The organism is Microbacterium sp. NPDC056234 (assembly GCF_042267585.1).
GTDB lineage: Bacteria > Actinomycetota > Actinomycetes > Actinomycetales > Microbacteriaceae > Microbacterium.
Window position 1 is genome coordinate 1,049,328 of record NZ_JBHJTE010000001.1, and the last position, 17,239, is coordinate 1,066,566.

The 17,239-nt window shown below is 69.5% G+C and carries 13 protein-coding genes and 1 tRNA gene; 8 read left to right on the forward strand and 6 right to left on the reverse strand.

The genetic code is table 11. The features are described 5' to 3' along the window. Positions 1–40 precede the first annotated feature (40 nt). The 5 genes from ACFCYE_RS04970 (at position 41) to ACFCYE_RS04990 (ending at position 8,893) form a co-directional block, all read left to right on the forward strand. Positions 41–2,155 carry an alpha-galactosidase gene (locus ACFCYE_RS04970; RefSeq protein ID WP_376176812.1) on the forward strand — a complete coding sequence of 705 codons (2,115 nt, stop codon included), beginning with the start codon at positions 41–43 and terminating at the stop codon, positions 2,153–2,155. Positions 2,156–2,211: 56 nt separating this feature from the next. Beyond that, positions 2,212–2,302 (forward strand) — tRNA-Ser (locus tag ACFCYE_RS04975). Between the two features lie 354 nt (positions 2,303–2,656). Then, positions 2,657–3,580, forward strand: coding sequence for a hypothetical protein (locus ACFCYE_RS04980; protein WP_376176814.1), 924 nt, complete (start codon positions 2,657–2,659; stop codon positions 3,578–3,580). A 10-nt stretch (positions 3,581–3,590) separates the two neighbouring features. Further along, positions 3,591–7,532, forward strand: a complete 3,942-nt coding sequence (locus tag ACFCYE_RS04985) for a Pls/PosA family non-ribosomal peptide synthetase (RefSeq protein WP_376176815.1) — start codon at positions 3,591–3,593, stop codon at positions 7,530–7,532. Further along, positions 7,532–8,893, forward strand: coding sequence for a M1 family metallopeptidase (locus tag ACFCYE_RS04990; RefSeq protein ID WP_376176817.1), 1,362 nt, complete (start codon positions 7,532–7,534; stop codon positions 8,891–8,893). The genes ACFCYE_RS04985 and ACFCYE_RS04990 overlap by 1 nt, the downstream gene beginning before the upstream one ends. Here the strand turns inward: ACFCYE_RS04990 and ACFCYE_RS04995 are convergent. Further along, positions 8,853–9,494, reverse strand: a complete 642-nt coding sequence (locus tag ACFCYE_RS04995) for a hypothetical protein (RefSeq protein WP_376176818.1) — start codon at positions 9,492–9,494, stop codon at positions 8,853–8,855. The two genes, ACFCYE_RS04990 and ACFCYE_RS04995, sit on opposite strands and share 41 nt — an antisense overlap. Positions 9,495–9,583: 89 nt before the next feature. Between ACFCYE_RS04995 and ACFCYE_RS05000 the strand changes: the two genes are divergently transcribed. After that, positions 9,584–10,129 carry a PadR family transcriptional regulator gene (locus ACFCYE_RS05000; protein WP_376176820.1) on the forward strand — a complete coding sequence of 182 codons (546 nt, stop codon included), beginning with the start codon at positions 9,584–9,586 and terminating at the stop codon, positions 10,127–10,129. Next, entirely contained in the window at positions 10,126–10,869 is a 744-nt protein-coding gene (locus ACFCYE_RS05005; RefSeq protein ID WP_376176822.1) for an alpha/beta fold hydrolase, read from the forward strand. Before ACFCYE_RS05000 ends, ACFCYE_RS05005 begins: the two co-directional genes overlap by 4 nt. A gap of 4 nt (positions 10,870–10,873) precedes the next feature. On the opposite strand, the gene ACFCYE_RS05010 is transcribed toward ACFCYE_RS05005, so the two are convergent. Then, positions 10,874–11,662: a DNA/RNA non-specific endonuclease gene (locus tag ACFCYE_RS05010; protein ID WP_376176824.1), complete on the reverse strand. Its 789-nt coding sequence runs from the start codon at positions 11,660–11,662 to the stop codon at positions 10,874–10,876. 94 nt (positions 11,663–11,756) lie between these two features. On the opposite strand from ACFCYE_RS05010, the gene ACFCYE_RS05015 reads away from it, so the two are divergent. After that, a complete protein-coding gene (locus ACFCYE_RS05015; protein ID WP_376176826.1) occupies positions 11,757–12,881 on the forward strand; it encodes a calcium:proton antiporter in 1,125 nt (374 codons plus the stop codon). 6 nt (positions 12,882–12,887) lie between these two features. Here the strand turns inward: ACFCYE_RS05015 and ACFCYE_RS05020 are convergent, their stop codons facing one another. The 4 genes from ACFCYE_RS05020 to ACFCYE_RS05035 all read right to left on the reverse strand — a co-directional run bounded on the left by ACFCYE_RS05020 (position 12,888) and on the right by ACFCYE_RS05035 (position 17,224). Next, positions 12,888–13,949, reverse strand: coding sequence for a Gfo/Idh/MocA family protein (locus ACFCYE_RS05020; RefSeq protein ID WP_376176827.1), 1,062 nt, complete (start codon positions 13,947–13,949; stop codon positions 12,888–12,890). Next, on the reverse strand, positions 13,946–14,686 hold the full coding sequence (locus ACFCYE_RS05025) for a cupin domain-containing protein (RefSeq protein WP_376176829.1): 741 nt from the start codon (positions 14,684–14,686) through the stop codon (positions 13,946–13,948). Before ACFCYE_RS05025 ends, ACFCYE_RS05020 begins: the two co-directional genes overlap by 4 nt. Then, entirely contained in the window at positions 14,683–15,816 is a 1,134-nt protein-coding gene (locus ACFCYE_RS05030; RefSeq protein ID WP_376176830.1) for a Gfo/Idh/MocA family protein, read from the reverse strand. The genes ACFCYE_RS05025 and ACFCYE_RS05030 overlap by 4 nt, the downstream gene beginning before the upstream one ends. A gap of 94 nt (positions 15,817–15,910) precedes the next feature. Continuing rightward, positions 15,911–17,224 (reverse strand): ABC transporter substrate-binding protein, encoded by a 1,314-nt coding sequence (locus ACFCYE_RS05035; RefSeq protein ID WP_376176832.1) that lies wholly within the window; start codon positions 17,222–17,224, stop codon positions 15,911–15,913. Positions 17,225–17,239 lie beyond the last annotated feature (15 nt).

Consider the following 17,239-nt stretch of genomic DNA (forward strand, 5'->3'; position numbering starts at 1 on the left):
CTTATGTGGACGGCTCGGCCGTCACGACGGAGGTTTCTTCATGCCCACCATTCGCCGCTTCCATGCCGCGGGCGCTGCCCTGATCGTCGCGTTCCGCGACCACGGACTGCCCGAAGTGCTGCACTGGGGCGAGGATGTCGGCGACGTCTCGGACGCGGCGCTCAGCTCCCTCGACGACGCGAGCGCACGTCAGATCTCGGCCAGCGCGCTCGACGTGGCATGGCCGCTCACGATCCTGCCGACGGAGCGGGACGGATGGGAGGGGCGTCCCGCTCTGTCCGGCGCGGTCGCCGGTGCACCGCTGTACCCGGACTGGTCGGTCACGGACAGGGATGCCGACGCACACGGCTTCTCCATCGTCGCGTCGGCCGACGGGATGACGCTGCACAGCGCGCTGCGGTTCGATGACGCCGGCGTGCTGCGCGTCGATCATCGCGTGGTCAACGACGGCGACGCACCGTTGACGATCGCCGGGCTCGACGCGACACTGCCGGTCGCCGCCCGCGCGCGCGAGCTGCTCGACTTCACCGGACGGTGGACCCGCGAGCGCTCGCCGCAGCGCCGCCCGATCTCGATGGGCACGCATCTGCGTGAGTCGCGGCGCGGCCGGACGGGGCATGACGCCCCGACGCTCGCCGTGGCAGGGACGCCGGGCTTCGGTGACCGCTCGGGTGAGGTCTGGGCCGTGCATCTGGCGTGGAGCGCGGATGCCGTCTACCGCACGGATCGGCTGCCGGAGGGACGCAACGTGCTGGGCGCGGGGGAACTGCTGCGACCGGACGAGATCGTTCTCGCGGCCGGTGAGGCGTTCGCGGCGCCGACTGCCGTCTTCGTGTGGAGCGATGCCGGACTGGACGGACTTTCCTCGCGGTTGCATCGGTCGCTGCGCGCGCGCCCTGCGCATCCGTCGGCACCGCGTCCGGTGGTGCTGAACACCTGGGAAGCGGTCTATTTCGACCACACGCTGAAACCGTTGACCGCGCTGGCCGACGTGGCGGCCGAGGTCGGAGTCGAAAGGTTCGTGCTCGACGACGGCTGGTTCCTCGGCCGTCGCAGCGACACCGCGGGACTCGGGGATTGGCATGTCGACGGAACCGTCTGGCCGGACGGGCTCCACCCGATCGTCGAGCACGTGCGAGCGCTCGGGATGGGATTCGGACTGTGGGTCGAGCCGGAGATGGTCAGTCCGGAGTCGGCGCTCGCGGCTGAGCATCCGGAATGGTTTCTCCGGATGCCGGGGCGGAGCACCCGGTCGTGGCGCAACCAGTTCGTGCTGGACGTCGCCCTGCCCGAGGTCGCGGACTACCTGCTGGAGCGGCTGGGGTCGCTGCTGACCGAGTATCCGATCGAGTTCCTGAAGTGGGACCAGAACCGGGACGTGCTGGAAGCGGTGCATGCCGGACGTGCGGGGATCGATGCGCAGACCCGTGCGGTCTACGCGCTGCTGGACGAGCTGCGTCGCCGGCACCCCGACGTCGAGATCGAGTCCTGCTCGTCCGGTGGGGCTCGGGTCGACCTCGGCATCCTGGAGCACACCGACCGGATCTGGGCATCCGACACCAACGATCCTCTCGAGCGCTCGCGCATCCAGCGCTGGACCGAGCTGCTCCTGCCGCCCGAGTTGATCGGTAGTCACATCGGTCCGGCCACGGCCCACACGACCCAGCGAGCGACCGAGCTCCGGTTCCGGGTCGCGACGACGCTGTTCGCGCATGGCGGCATCGAGACCGACATCACCCACCTGACCGCAGACGAGCGCGCGGACGTGAAGGCGTGGATCGGCGAGTACAAGCGACTGCGCGGGCTCATGCACTCCGGCGAGCTCGTGCACGGCCACGGGGACGACGACGGACAGGTGCTGACGGGCGTGGTGTCGTCGGACCGCCGACACGGGCTTTTCCGGCTGACGCGCGAAGCGACGGGGGAGTGGGCGGTGCCGCCGGCGTTGCGGCTCCCAGGGCTCGACCCCGCGGCGGACTACCGCGTGCGGGTGGTCCCGGCGCTGTCGGCGAAGACGTTCCTGGACGCGAAGCCGGTGCCGTGGATCGCTCAGGGGAGCTGCGAGCTGCCCGGATCGCTGCTCGGCGCGGTCGGGGTCCGAGTGCCGTTGCTCGCGCCGGCATCCGCGCTCGTGCTCGAGGTCGAAGCCGTCTGACGCCGTGCCGAACGCTCGATTCGCGCGGATGCCGCGTCTCACGTAAACTAGTCCGCGGTGACGTGTCCGAGCGGCCGAAGGTGCAACTCTCGAAAAGTTGTGTAGGGTAACCCCCTACCGTGGGTTCAAATCCCACCGTCACCGCCACGGAAACCCCCGAGAAATCGGGGGTTTCTTCGTGTCCGGGGATCGTTTCTCCCGTGCCCCCGGGTCAGGCTCTGTCCGCCGACCCGGCGTAGCCGTCACCGCTGCAGGTGCAACCGTCCACGACGTCGCGGCGCCGAGCCGCAGCCCCGCCTTCACCGTGATCGCCAGTGCTACCACAGCGCGGCGCCGGATTGAGCGGCCCTGATGATGAGTCGGCGGCGGGATTCTCGAGGCTGGCGCTGGTGGCTTCGTGGTCGGACGTCCTAAGGACTCATCCCGTTCACACGCGCCAGATATCATCAGCGGGTTCACAGCGGCCCACCGGGGCGGCCGGATCGGATGGTGAGGACGCTCATGGCGAAGAAGACCAAGGCTCAGAGGTCGGCTGAAGCAGCGATCGACGCCGCAGCATCCGTGGCGAAGGATGCCGCGAAGCTCAGCAAGAAGCTCCCCAAGAAAGACGCGAAGAAGCTCAAGTCGCTCGCCGAGGAAGCGAAGGACGCAGCCAAGGTCTCCAAGAAGAAGCTCGCCGCCAAGCCGCGCAAGGTCGAGAAGGCCGCCGCCGAGGCCACCGGTCGCGTCGAGAAGGCGGTCGTCAGGATCATCGCCAAAGCCGACGCGAAGGATGCTGAGAAGAAGGCATCTGCCGCGAAGAAGTCCGCCAAGAAGGGCGCGACCGAGAAGGACGCCGGCAAGAAGGACTCGACCAAGAAGGCCGAGTCGAAGAAGGCCGAATCCAAGAAGTCCGGACGGACGAAGTCCGAGACGACGCCGAAGCGTGCTGCCGACGATGCGCCCGTCACACAGTTCGCTTCGACGGAAGCCGCTCCCGCTGCGGCTCAGAAGGCGCCGGAACCCGCGGCCGTCGAGGCGGCGAAGTCCACGACGGCGCCGAAAGCCAAGCCCGCGACGAAGACGGCGACCAAGCCAGCTGCGAAGGCGGCATCAGGGCCTGCGGCGAAGTCGCCGGCGAAGCCCGCAGTCGGGCCGGCAGCTGCACCCGCGCCGGCAGCCAAGCCCGCAATCAAGCCGGCGACCAAGCCCGCAGCTAAGCCCGCCACCGCCGCACCCGCAGCGGCAGCGAAGCCTGCCGCGAAGCCGGCAGCCGCACGCGCCACGAAGCCAGCCGCCCGCAAGCCCCGAACCGCCGAGCCCGCGGCATCCGGAGCCCTGGCCTCGCTCTCCGTGGCGGCTCTGCGGGACCGCGCCCGCGCCGAGGGGCGAGCGGGATACTCGCGGTTGACCAAGGCGCAGCTCATCGCCCTCCTCTCGGCCTGATCGGCGCCCCGTGCAGGACGGATACGACCGCAGCGCGCTCGCGACGGCGCCGCGGACGCTGATCGACATCCTCCGTGAGACTGCGGCGCGGCATCCGGAGGCGTCGGCCATCGAGGACTCGGACGGCGCCCTCAGCTACGCCGAACTGCTGGCACGGGTGCACGTCACGGCGGCGCGCCTGCACGATCAGGGCGTCCGGCGCGACGACCGGGTGGGTGTCCGCATGCCATCCGGCGACCGCGGCCTCTACACGGCCATCCTCTCGGTGCTCGCCGTCGGTGCGGCGTACGTACCGGTCGACGCGGACGACCCTCAGGAGCGTGCCGACCTCGTCTTCGGAGAAGCAGGCGTACGCGGCGTCATCGGCACGGGTGGCGTCTTCCGCCCCGCCGCGGCATCCGCCTCGGACGACGCGGCATCCGATCCGGCGCACGCGGGCGGCCTCTTCAGCGCGCCCGAGCCGCACCCGAGCACGATGTCGACCCCGATCGTTCCTCCGCCGACCCCGGAGGACGACGCGTGGATCATCTTCACCTCCGGGTCGACGGGGACGCCGAAGGGCGTCGCGGTCTCGCATCGCTCGGCCGCGGCATTCGTGGATGCCGAGGCCAACCTCTTCCTGCAGGACTCTCCTCTCGGCCCCGGTGACCGCGTGCTCGCGGGTCTCTCGGTCGCGTTCGACGCGTCATGCGAGGAGATGTGGCTCGCGTGGCGTCATGGCGCCTGTCTGGTGCCGGCACCGCGCGCGCTGGTGCGCTCCGGTGAGGACCTCGGCCCGTGGCTGGTCGGTCACGGCATCACGGTCGTCTCGACGGTCCCCACGCTCGCGGCCCTCTGGCCGCAGGACACCGTCGAGAACGTCCGCCTTCTGATCTTCGGCGGTGAGGCGTGCCCGCCCGAGCTCGTCGCCCGCCTCGTCGGCGAGGGCCGCGAGCTCTGGAACACCTACGGCCCGACCGAGGCGACCGTCGTCGCCTGCGCCGCGCTGCTCGACGGCGACGGCCCGGTGCGCATCGGCCTTCCGCTGGACGGCTGGGCCCTCGCCGTCGTCGACGCCGAGGGCATGCCGGTCGCCGACGGCGAACCGGGCGAGCTGATCATCGGCGGCGTCGGCCTCGCTCGGTACCTCGACCCCGCGAAGGATGCCGAGAAGTATGCGCCCATGCCGACTCTCGGCTGGGACCGCGCCTACCGCTCTGGAGACATGGTCCGAGCCGACCCCGACGGGCTGATCTTCCAGGGCCGCGTCGACGACCAGGTCAAGATCGGCGGACGCCGCATCGAGCTCGGCGAGGTCGAGTCCGCTCTCCAGGCCGTGGACGGCGTCGCCGCAGCCGCGGTCGCCGTGCGCAGGACCGAGGCGGGCATCGCCCTGCTCGTCGGCTACGTCGTCCCCGGCGACGGCTTCGATCGGGTCAGCGCGCGCGCCCAACTCGCCGAGTCGCTGCCCGCCCCGCTCATCCCGCTGCTGGCGACGGTCGACGACCTGCCGGTGCGCACGTCCGGCAAGGTCGACAAGGCCGCACTCCCGTGGCCCCTGACCGACACGGATGCCGCCGACTCGTCGCTCTCCGGCACGGCCGCGTGGCTGGCCGAGCAGTGGTTCGCCGTGATCGGGGTGCGCCCCGACGACGAAGGCGCGGATTTCTTCCAGCTCGGCGGCGGATCCCTGGCCGCGGCTCAACTCGTCTCGCGCATTCGCACGCGAGCCCCCGAATTCACGATGGCCGACGTGTACGACCTGCCGCGGCTGAGGCAGATGGCGGATGCCGTCGACGACGAATCGGTCGACGAGACCGAGCGCGACGTCACGGCGGCGCGGCCCACCCCACGGCGGATGCAGTGGGTGCAGACGATCCTGGGCATCCCGCTGTTCATCCTCAGCGGAGCGCGCTGGACGACCTGGCTGCTCACGGCGAGCTGGCTGCTGCAGTTGATGCCGGGCTTCGAGTTCCTGCCGGATGCCCCCGGCTGGGCGATCATCGTCGGGCTCGTGCTGTTCACGACACCGTTCGGCCGGATGGGGATCGCCGCGCTCGCCGCGCGGTCGCTCCTCGCCGGTGTCCGGGGCGGCGACTATCCGCGCGGCGGCGCGGTGCATCTGCGCCTCTGGCTGGCCGAGCAGGTCGCGCACCAGGTGGATCCGATCGGCTTGGCGGGTGCTCCGTGGGTGTCGTTGTACGCCCGCGCGCTCGGCGCGCGCATCGGAAAGGGCGTGGACCTGCACTCGCTGCCTCCGGTGACAGGGATGCTGCATGTCGGCGACGGCGCGGCCATCGAGCCGGAGGTCGACCTCGCCGGTCACTGGATCGACGGCGACACCGTGCGCATCGGTGCGATCCGGATCGGCGCCGACGCGACGATCGGCGCCCGCAGCACACTGGCGCCAGGGACGAAGATCGGGCGCGGTGCCGAGATCGCTCCCGGATCCGCGGTGTTCGGCCGGGTACGCGCCGGTCAGCGCTGGGCCGGTTCGCCGGCCGTGCGCGTCGGCGGAACGAGCACGCCGCTCGCGCCGACCGCGCCCCCGCAGCGACGCCGCTGGATGTGGGCGTACGGCGCCTCATCCGCGCTGCTCGGATTGCTGCCGTTCCTCGCCTTCGCCCTCGGCGGCCTCGTCCTGGCCTCCGGCATCCGCGGGGCAGGGTCGCTCGGCGGGGCCATCGGCCCGATGCTCGTCTGGCTCGTGCCCGCTGTGCTCGTGACCGGGCTCGTGTTCGCATCCGCGGTCGTGCTGTGCGTGCGGCTGCTGGCGATCGGACTCGACGAGGGCGTGCACCCGGTGCACAGCCGCATCGCCTGGCAGGCGTGGACGACCGAGCGGCTGCTGGATTCGGCCCGCACCCTCCTCTTCCCGATCTACTCCAGTCTGTTCACCCCGACCTGGTTGCGGATGCTGGGAGCGAAGGTCGGTCGTGATGTCGAAGCGTCCACGGTGCTGCTGCTGCCGTCCATGACGACGATCGACGACGGCGCGTTCCTCGCGGACGACACCATGGTCGCGACCTACGAGCTCAGCGGCGGATGGATGAGGATCGCACCGGCCCGCATCGGGAAGCGGGCCTTCCTCGGCAATTCCGGTCTTGCCGCCGCCGGGCACCGCGTGCCGAAGGACGGTCTCGTCGCCGTGCTGTCGGTCGCGCCCGAGAAGGCGAAGGCAGGGTCCAGCTGGCTGGGTTCGCCTGCAGTGCGGTTGCGCCGCGTGGTGAACGAGGCCGACCTCGAGCGCACCTACCGTCCGCGCCCCGGTCTGCGCGTCGCGCGGACGCTGTGGGAACTGTGCCGCGTCATCCCCGTCGTCGTCACGTGCGCGATCGGACTCGCGGTGCTCGTCGTGCTCTCGGCGCTCATCGACATGGGCGGCCTGTTCCTGGCGCTCGTGCTCTCCGGCGCGGTGATGCTCATCGCGGGGGCGGTCGCCGCGGCGATCACCACGGGAGCGAAGTGGGCGTTCGTCGGGCCGATCCGTCGCGGCGAGCATCCGCTGTGGTCGACCTTCGTGTGGCGCACCGAGGTCGCCGACGCGTTCACCGAGATGGTCGCAGCGCCCTGGTTCACGAACGCGGCCGCGGGCACGCCGGCGCTGGTGGTCTGGTTGCGCACGCTCGGCGCGCGGATCGGGCGCGGCGTCTGGACCGACAGCTACTGGCTGCCCGAACCCGACCTGGTCGAACTCGGCGACGGCGCCACGGTCAACCGCGGATGTGTGGTTCAGACGCATCTGTTCCATGATCGAGTGATGAGCATCGACACGGTGACGCTGGAATCCGGAGCGACTCTCGGCCCGCACTCGGTCGTGCTGCCCGCGGCGACCATCGCTGCGGATGCGACGGTGGGCCCCGCATCCCTCGTGATGCGCGGCGAGACCGTGCCTGCCGGAAGCCGTTGGAGCGGCAACCCGATCGGGCCGTGGCGGGCCGTGAAGGTGCGCGCGTACCAGGTGGCCGACTGATGCATTCCAGCGATGCGTACACTCCGCAGGCCGGTGACGACCGCATCAGAGTCGAGCACTACGACCTGAGTCTGGACTACAAGCTGTCGACCAATCGGCTCAAGGGCCGCGCGGTGCTCGACGTGCGTGTGGTCGCGGAGACCAAGGCGATCTCGCTGGATCTCGTCGGTCTCCGTGCGACGAAGGTGCGGGTGGACGGCGCAGCCGTGCGGTTCTCGCAGAACGACCGCAAGGTGAAGATCTCGCTCGATCGTGCGGCGGTGGCGGGCGATCGATGCGCCGTCGAGATCATCTACGCCGGCGCGCCGAAACCTCGACGGACCCGGTGGGGCTCGATCGGCTTCGAGGAGCTCGAGGACGGCGCGCTGGTCGCCTCGCAGCCCACGGGGGCTCCCACATGGTTCCCCTGCAACGACGTGCCGTCCGACAAGGCGACCTACGCCGTGCAGGTGACGACCGACCCCGAGTACGTCGCCGTGGGGCCGGTGGCGCCCGAACGCGGCACGGATCGCGGACGCCCGAGCTGGACGTTCCGCGTCGACGCGCCGACGCCGACCTACCTCATGACGTTGCAGATCGGGCGCTACACGGAGGAGGCCGTCGCACTCGGCTCGGTCTCGGGCCGTCTGTTCTACCCGCGGACGCTGCAAGCCAGAGTGCACGCGGATTTCGCGGATCTCGGCCGGATGATGACCGTCTTCGAGGATGTCTTCGGCCCGTACCCGTTCGGCGGATACACGATCGTGGTGACCGCGGACGAGTTGGAGATCCCGCTCGAAGCACAGGCGATGGGCATCTTCGGCGCGAATCACATCGACGGGTCCGGCGCTCTGGAGCGGCTCGTCGCGCACGAGCTCGCCCACCAGTGGTTCGGGAACAGCGTGGGGCTGTCGCGCTGGAGCGACATCTGGCTCAACGAAGGTTTCGCCTGCTACGCCGAGTGGGTCTGGTCCGAACGCTCCGGAGGACCGAGCGCGCACGCCAAGGCGCTCGCGCATCATGCGCGGCTGGCGGAGCTGCCGCAGGACATCGTGCTCATCGACCCCGGTCCCGACACCATGTTCGACGACCGCGTCTACAAGCGCGGTGCGATCGCCTTGCACGCGCTGCGGCTCATCGCGAGCGACGACGACGCGTTCTTCGGCCTGCTGCGTGCCTGGACGGCTCGCCACGCGCTCGCCACCGCCGACACCGATGACTTCACCGCGCTGGCCGAAGAGCAGCTCGGGCGACCGCTCGAGGAGTTCTTCGACGCCTGGTTGCGGAGGCCTCAGCTGCCGCCGTTGCCGGACGGCGGGCCCGACGACGCGGCGGCGCCCATCACCGGCCCGATCCTCGGGCTGGATCGATCGCGACGCTGAGGACGAAGCCGTCCGGGCCGGATACGGGGGCGGCCTCGATGCGTCGATCGGGCGGGAGCTGGACGATTCGTCCGCCGGGCAGGTGATGGCCGGGTAGCGTGCGAAGTCGCACGTCCGCGACGGGGATGCGCAGACCCCGCCCGTCGGCTTTCACAGCCGCCTCGATGAGCGTCCACCCGTGGATGTCCGGCGGCGGTGCGGGCGCGAACAGCGGAGCGAGTTCGTGCAGGGCGCCCGCTCCGGAATCTGGTTCGGCATCGACGCCGATGGCTCCGGTGTCCTCCGCGGATGCCGCGGCCGCGAACGCGAGACCACCGGCGTAGCTGATGCTGACGAAGACGCTGCCGGTGACCGTGTGCACCCGGCCGTGTTCCGTGGATCCGCAGTTGTCGCAGCGTGTGCTCAGTCGCGCGTCCGGTTCGCCGAGGTCGTGCACCAGTTGCGTGAGCAGCGCGCGTCCGGCGAGGAATCGCATGGCACGAGACGGGGACAGCTGCTCATACCGCGTGCGGTCGTCGGGGGAGAGGCCGGCCGCGGTGGCATCCGCAGCGTTCGACCAGGCGATGCGCACCGGACCGCACGTCGCGAAGCCACGGGTCATGAGGTCAGGATACGTGGCGGCGGCTCAACAGTTTGCAGAGGTCAACGCTCCTAGTTGATTAGTCTCCTAGGGTGTGCTTCACTGGCGACATGACGCTGTCCCGCATCATCCTCGGTTTCCTCGCCGTGCATCCGATGACCGGCTATGACCTCATGCGCGCCTTCGCGACGTCAGCAGCGTACTTCTGGCGCGCCGACAAGGCGCAGATCTACCGCACGCTCGCGAAGCTGGTCGACGAGGGCCTCGCCCGTATCGAGGTCGTGCCGGGAACGAACGCTCCTGACCGCATCGTCCACCACATCACCGACCAGGGGCGCAAGATGCTGCACGCGTGGCTCGTCGCCCCGCCGGAGTCGCAGGCGCCTCGCGACTCCTTCGTCGCTCGGATGTTCTTCGCCGGTGATCTCGACGACGGCGAGATCTCGGCGCTGATCGATGGCCGCGCAGCGGACGCGACGGTCGCGCGGGAGGCACTCGCTGCGGTCCGCGCCGAGACTCCGCACCCGGACCCGCGCTCCGACCGTGCAGGATGGTTGCGCTCCATGACTCTGGATCAGGGCATCCGCGAGCACGATGAGCATCTCGAATGGCTCGATGCTCTCCGATCCGGTCTCGGATCGGAGGAGAGCTCGTGACGCGCCCGGTGCTCTTCCTCCACGGAGGAACGGTCGGCGGCTGGAGCTGGGCTGGGCAGCTGCCGGCCTTCGACGACCGTGTCGCTCTCGCTCCCGACCTGCCAGGGTACCTGTCGCGACGGGATGAGCCGTGGGGCGACTTCGGTGCCGTCGCGGCACGGCTGGCGGCGTTCATCGATGCGGAAGCGGGAGCGCCCGTGGATGTCGTCGGACTGTCTCTCGGCGGCATCGTCGCGCTGCACCTCGCCGCTCACCATCCCCAGCACGTGGCGAGTGTGTTCGTCACCGGAGCCTCGGTGCTTCCCTATCGTCCGTCGATGCGCCTGATGAACCGAGTGGCGCTCGCGCTCTGGAACCGGCGCTTCGATTGGGCGGGCATGGCGCGCCAGTTCGGTATGGAGAGCGCGGAGGCGGAGCGGTTCGTGGCGAGCTGCCCGCCGATCTCCCGTGCGAAGCTGACCGAGCAGCTGCGGGAGGTCTACCCCGGAGGCGTGACACGGCTGGAGGACATCGCCGCCCCGCTCATGGCAATCGCGGGAGAGCGTGAGATGCGGTATTTCCACGACAGCCTCGAGGTGATTCGCACTGCGCGTCCGGACGCGACGATCGGGCTCGCGCCGGGAATGCACCATGCGTGGAACGCGGAGGATCCCGCACTCTTCAACCGCATTCTGCGCTCCTGGCTCGACGAACGCACGGCGCACCCCGAGCTGCTCCCGTTGCGGCCGACAAGATCCTGACGGGTCACCGCAGGCGCACATCCTCCAGAGAACCGAGCTCGCGCCGCGTGCCGGGCCGGGCCGCCTGCGCCGCCAGCCCATCCGCATCGGACAGCGGCCCGAGATCGATCCGCGCCGCCTCCGCGATCTCCGCGATCGGCACCTGGAAGGTCCGGAACGCGCCCAGCGGCGGCGCAGCGAGAACTCCCTCGCGGACGTCGACGAGCTCGGACTGGTCCAGCAGGAACCCGGCGGCCGCGAGACCGGTCGGGCCGTTCCAGGCGGCGACCTTCCAGAATCGCAACGGGATCCGGATGCCGCGGTACGGCGGGTCCGCGGCTGCCAGCACGGGAGCGGTGAACACCGAAACGCGCTGATCCGTCGTCTCGGCGTACGACAGCACGTGGTCTTCGAGCCCGAGCCAGAGCTCTTTGGACTGGTTGAATCCGGAGGCCTGCGGGGCGGCGTTCGGGTAGAAGAAGGTGGCCTCGGTGGCGTCGCGCGCCTCGTCGGCAGCTCCCCAGCCGGGGTCGCGCCGTCGAACGAGATGGCCGCGGTCGAGATCGTTGCGCGCGTACACGTCCGGTCCGGCCTGCTGATCGGCATCCGCTCTCGGATCGAGCCGCCAGTCGCCCGACCTCGACACCTCGCGCAACTGCGACCCGTCGATGTTGACGCCTGTGACGGCCGCGAGCTTCCGCTCCGGGTCGAGGAGAACCGTGAACCGCGGATAGGGGAGAGCGATCGCCTGACCGGCCGGCTGAGGCAGTGGCACCTCAGCATCCAGGAACGTGGGGTCATAGCCGTCGGTCATGCCACCCAGCGTAGAATCCAGGTACGACATTGCGACCGGGACGACCCGGATCGTGACATTCTTTCGGGGACGGCCCCGCCCGAAGGAGACAGCAATGCGTACCCGACTGGTCGGACCGGCGGACCTCACCCGCATCGGACTCGGATGGGGCGCCTTCGTCGTCCTGCTTCTGATCCATCCGATTCTGGACGCGCCGGCGCCGCCCGTCACCCTGATCCTGGCGCTGACCGGGATCGTCGCGGTCATCCTCGTCTGCGCGTTCGGCGTGGTCAAGCAGGCCGAAGCGCTCGCCCACCGCCTGGGCGATCCGTACGGCTCGCTGGTGCTGACGCTGTCGATCGTGCTCATCGAGGTGATCCTCATCGCAGCGGTCATGCTCGGTCCCGGCGATCACACGACCATCGCCCGAGACTCCGTGATGGCGGTGTCGATGATCATCCTCAACCTCGTCATCGGCCTCTGCCTGCTGATCGGCGGGCTTCGCCACGGCGGACTGCGGCACAACCGCGTCGGCGCCTCCGCCTACCTGACGATGCTGATCGTCCTGAGCGTGCTCGCCTTCGGTCTGCCGGCCGCGATCGGCACCGACGGGGCGTACACCGCGGGTCAGGAGATCCCCGTCATCGTGCTGACCCTCGCCGTATACGGGTTCTTCCTCTTTCAGCAGATGGGCCCGAGGGCCGTCGACTTCACAGAGCCGGATGCTGCGGCATCCCGTGCGGATGCGGGCGCGCACACGCCCATCGGCGACGTCTTCAGGGAGCACCGCCGCGAGATCATCACGCGACTCGTGCTGCTGGTCGTCACCGTGGTGCCGATCGTGCTGCTCTCCCACGACATGGCCGCACTGCTCGACGACGGTCTCGGTCGGCTGGGCGCTCCGCCGGCACTGGCGGGCGTGCTGATCGCCGCCATCGTCTTCCTGCCCGAATCCATCACCTCCGTGCGCGCGGCGCTGGCCGGCGAGGCGCAACGCGTCAGCAACCTGTGCCACGGTGCCCTCGTCTCCACGGTCGGCCTGACGATTCCGGCAGTTCTCGTCATCGGCCTGTTCACGGGGCAGACGGTCGTCCTGGCGGAGACGCCCGCTGACATGCTGCTGCTCGGCGCGACGCTCGTGCTCTCGGTCGCGACCTTCGCGTCCAAGAAGGCGACCGCGATGCACGGTGCTGCGCACCTGGTGATGTTCGCGGCGTATGCGATCGTGCTGTTCAGCTGAGGATCGTCATCCGGCGAGCACACGTGCCGACGACTGCGCCTGCAGGCTCAGTTCCGCTGCCTTCAGCGCATGGGCCTGAGTCATCGCGACCTCCGTGCGATCGAGGCAATCGCGGATCAGTTGACCGAAGAACGGAAAACCCGTCCTGCCGATGGCATCGAACCGGTACTGGCCGTTCTGGTTGACGAGCAGCACCTGACCCGGACCGTTGTCGGTCGTGATGTCGACGTACTTGCGCATCTCGATGTATCCGTCCGTGCCGAGAAGGATGGTCCGGCCGTCCCCGAACACCTCGAGGCCCGCGGGAGTGAACCAGTCGACACGCACGTACCCCGTCATGCCGTTGTCGAGCACCACATGCGCGTCGCCGAAGTCCTGCAGACCCGGAGTGTCACGGTGCGCGTAGTTCGCCACCGTCGCGCTGACGATCTCGCCGTCGGTGGCCCCGGTGTAGTACAGCATCTGCTCGAAGTTGTGGCTGCCGATGTCGCACAGGATCCCGCCGTACTGCGCAGGGTCGAAGAACCAGTCGGGACGGCCGGTCCCGACGCGATGCGGACCGAACGCCGAGACCTGGAGCACCGTGCCGATCGCGCCCTGCGCGACGAGCTGGCCGGCGAGGATCGCCGCCTCGGAATGCACGCGCTCGCCGTAGTAGACGGCGTACTTCCGTCCGGTGCGTGCCGTCGCTTCGCGGACGGCATCGAGCTGCTCGAAGGTCGTCAGGGGCGCCTTGTCGACGAAGAAGTCCTTGCCTGCATCCAGGACCCGCAACCCGAGAGGTGCGCGTTCCGACGCGATGTCCGCGCTCGCGACGAGACGGACCTCGGGGTCGCTCAGCACCTCGCTCTCGCTGGACGCGACGCGGACTCCGGGAAAGAGCGCGGCGAACTCGGCGACCTTCGCCGGGTCCGCATCGTAGACGGACCGCAGGGTCGCGCCCGCATCCACGAGGCCGCGGGTCATACCGATCACATGGCCGTGCGCGAGACCGACGGCGGAGAAGCCGAACTCGTCGGCCGCGACCACGGGCTCGGGCGGCGGCGCGAAGACGTACGAATGACTCACTTCTGATTCTCCTGCTGATCGTCGTTGTCTGTGCTGAAGTCGTAGGTGCGCAGCCGACCGCACATCCCGAAGGCCGGTGCGCCGGGCGCGGGTTCCCCGGTGCGCACGCGGGCGTCTCCGAGGTGCGACCACGATCCGTCGGCGAGGTCCTGCGCCATCGTCATCGCCCGTCGCGCCTGCGCGAGTGGTCCCTCGCTGACGAGTGCGGGCCAGGACTGCGCTCGCGAACGGACGAGCGCAGCCGCCGCCGCATGAAAGGCGTCGACGGGCCCACGGTCGCCGGCGAGCACGCTGTCGCGCAGCGCCTCGAAGCCCGCGACAGCCAGATCGCGCCGTCGGGCCGCCCTGACGTCGCGTCCCTGCGGCTCGCCGAGCGAGACCGCGTCCGCGTACGAGTCGGCATCACCGACCACGTCGGCGGGAAAGGTGAGCACGGCATCGCCGGCTTCCGGCAGCCCGGCGTTGCTCATGAGCACGATGACGCGCAGACCGTCCAGATTCACGGCACGATGCACGGTCCCCGGCGTGAACCAGACCACCGAGCCCGGACTGAGCGGCGTCTCGCGGTAGCCGTCCGCATCGATCGTGTGCAGTTCGCCTCGACCAGCGGTGACGATGTACGCCTCGGTCGATGCGAGGTGCATGTGCGGGCTGCCGCCGCAGACCCCGTCCGGAGCGGCGTCGGTGTAGACCTCCAGGTCCGACAACGAAGTGCCACCGGGAAACGACGAGGTCACGCGCGGACCGCCTCGGCGACGGACCGCTGCTTCTCGAAGAAGTGCGGCGCGGAGGCGACGAGGTGGCCGGCGCGACGGTAGGGGTCCTCTTCGGGCAGCGGGAGCGTCACGACCTTCCGCTCGAAGCCTGCCTCATAGATCGCGGTCACGATCTCGACCGCGTTGCGACCGTCATGGCCGTCGGCGATCGCTGTCCGTCCGGTGCGGATCGCGTCCAGCAGATCGCCGATCTGTCCGGCGTGACCGTGATGACGCAACGGGGCGAGGTCGGCGACGACCTGCTCGATCCGTGCGGCGAGGTCGTCGTCGCGCTCACGCGCAGGGAATCCGTCCGGTCGCGAACGCTCGGCGACGACCTGCCACGGTTGCGACACCCTGGCGTACTCGCCCTGGATGACGATCTCCTGCTCTTCGCCGTGGTGGACGACCGAGCTCGTCAGCTGCGCCAGTCCTCGGTCGTAGCGGAACACCGCGACCGAGAGATCCTCCACCTCGGCGTTGTGGTGCTGGGCATTCGCCAGCATGGCCGTGATCTCGCTCGGCCGTCCGAGCAGCCAGAGCAGCAGATCGATGTGATGGATGGCGTGATTGAGAGTCGAGCCGCCGCCCTCCTTCTCCCACGTGCCGCGCCACCACAGGTCGTAGTAGGGCAGCCCCCGCCACCAGGCCGAATCGACTCGGACGTGCGAGATCGACCCGAGCAGCCCGGAGTCCACCACCGCCTTGAGCGCGGCGAGATCGTCGCGGAATCGGTTCTGCGCCACCACCGAGAGCATCTTTCCCGAGCGCTCCTGCGCAGCGATCATCGCGTCGCATTCCTCAAGGGAGGGTGCCATCGGCTTCTCGACGAGAACGTGGACTCCGGCATCCAGGGCCGCGATGGACAGTGCAGCGTGCGTCGACGGCGGCGTCGCCACGCTGACGAGGTCGAGGCCGGCGTCGGCGATCATGGCGAGCGGGTCGTCGTAGGCCGCAGCGGCGGTCAGCCCGAAGGCCTCGGCCTTCTGAGCGGCCTTGCCGGGGACGACATCCGCGAGAGCCACGATCTCGCACTCCTCGCCGAATGCGAGGTATCCGTTGATGTGGGCATCCGCGATCCCGCCGGTGCCGATGATTCCGATTCTGAGCATGCTCTCTTCCTTGGGGTGGACCGTCAGGTCCTATGACGGGCGCGCAGACCCGGTTCATTCGGAGGGCGGCCTCTGATCGAGGCCGCCCTGATGATCAGCCGGTGGCGTCGATCGACTTCTGCATGTCGGCGATGAAGCCCGTCGCCGCATCCGCAGGGGTCTTGTTCTCGAACAGGACGTCCTGCATGTACCGCAGCAGCACGGCGTCCACGTCCGAGGCGCCGTTGGGGACGATCGCCGGAGCCTCGCCGAGGAACGGGAGACGGGAATCGGAGTAGTCGACGGCCTTGATCTCCTCGGGTGTCAGATCGTCGCCGATCACATCCAGAGTCGTCGAGATCGCAGGGAGACCGCGCTCGCTGCCGATGATCTTCACCGCCTCCGGATCGTTGAGGAAGAAGTCGATCAGCAGTGCCGCCTCGGCAGGATGCTTGGACTGCGACGACACCGACCAGTACATGCCCGCCTTGAAGTAGTCGTAGTCGTCCACGCCGTCCTCGGTGGTGGGGATGGGGAGGAGCTCGAGGTTCGCGCCCGAGGCCTGCGTGAACGCGGACACCTGCGTCGCGGTGATGAAGCTCGATGCGACGGTCCCGACGGCGAACGGCGTCTGGTCCAGGGCGAGGCTCGACGACTCCGCCCAGGCGGAGGCCGGTGCCGACGCGCCGGTCTGGGACGAATCGAGTGCGTTCTGGAAGAACGCCGCCATGGTCTCGGGATCGATCGCGATGTCGCCGTCCTCGAACAGGCTGTCGCCGTTCTGCCGCGCGAACAGCTGCAGCATGAACTCGTTCTGGGCGAGCGACCCGCCGTACGTGCCTGCGGGTGCTGCGTCGGTCACGCTCTTCGCCCAGGCCATGTACTCGTCCCAGGTCCAGCTGTCGGCGTTCTCGGGGAGCGGGACGCCGATCTGCTCCAGCAGATCCGTGTTCACGATCGTCGACATCGCAGAGGTCGAGATCGGAATCGCATAGAGCCCGCCGTCCGACTCGCCCATGCCGAGAACGCTCTGCTCCATCCCCTCTGTGGCGATGTCGTAATCGGCCAGATCGACGAGCGTGCCGCGGTCGGCGTAAGAGGCGAGGTAGAGCTGATCCATCTGGATCACGTCGGGGGAGTTCTTGCCGGCGGTGGAGGTCGCGAGCTTCTCCCAGTAGCCGGTCCAATCCGAGAACTCGGGCTCGACGGTGATGTTCGGGTACTTGTCCTCGAAGAGGTCGATGACCTCCTGCGTGCGCTGGTGTCGGGCGTCGCCGCCCCACCAGTACATGCGGATCGTGACCGGTTCGTCACTGAGTTCGGCCGGTTCGCCGTTGCCGCCGCCGGTGCCGAGGCCGCAGCCGGCGAGGCCGAGCGCGAGAGCTCCGGCGACGATGCCGGCTCCGGCGCGAAGGGTCGTGCGCTTCATGGTTCTCCTTTGTTC

Coding starts and splice junctions, on each gene's coding strand:
- ACFCYE_RS04970 (WP_376176812.1), top strand. CDS start 41: ATGCCCACCATTCGCCGCTTCCATGCCGCGGGCGCTGCCCTGATCGTC.
- ACFCYE_RS04980 (WP_376176814.1), top strand. CDS start 2,657: ATGGCGAAGAAGACCAAGGCTCAGAGGTCGGCTGAAGCAGCGATCGAC.
- ACFCYE_RS04990 (WP_376176817.1), top strand. CDS start 7,532: ATGCATTCCAGCGATGCGTACACTCCGCAGGCCGGTGACGACCGCATC.
- ACFCYE_RS04995 (WP_376176818.1), bottom strand. CDS start 9,494: ATGACCCGTGGCTTCGCGACGTGCGGTCCGGTGCGCATCGCCTGGTCG.
- ACFCYE_RS05000 (WP_376176820.1), top strand. CDS start 9,584: ATGACGCTGTCCCGCATCATCCTCGGTTTCCTCGCCGTGCATCCGATG.
- ACFCYE_RS05010 (WP_376176824.1), bottom strand. CDS start 11,662: ATGACCGACGGCTATGACCCCACGTTCCTGGATGCTGAGGTGCCACTG.
- ACFCYE_RS05015 (WP_376176826.1), top strand. CDS start 11,757: ATGCGTACCCGACTGGTCGGACCGGCGGACCTCACCCGCATCGGACTC.
- ACFCYE_RS05030 (WP_376176830.1), bottom strand. CDS start 15,816: ATGCTCAGAATCGGAATCATCGGCACCGGCGGGATCGCGGATGCCCAC.
- ACFCYE_RS05035 (WP_376176832.1), bottom strand. CDS start 17,224: ATGAAGCGCACGACCCTTCGCGCCGGAGCCGGCATCGTCGCCGGAGCT.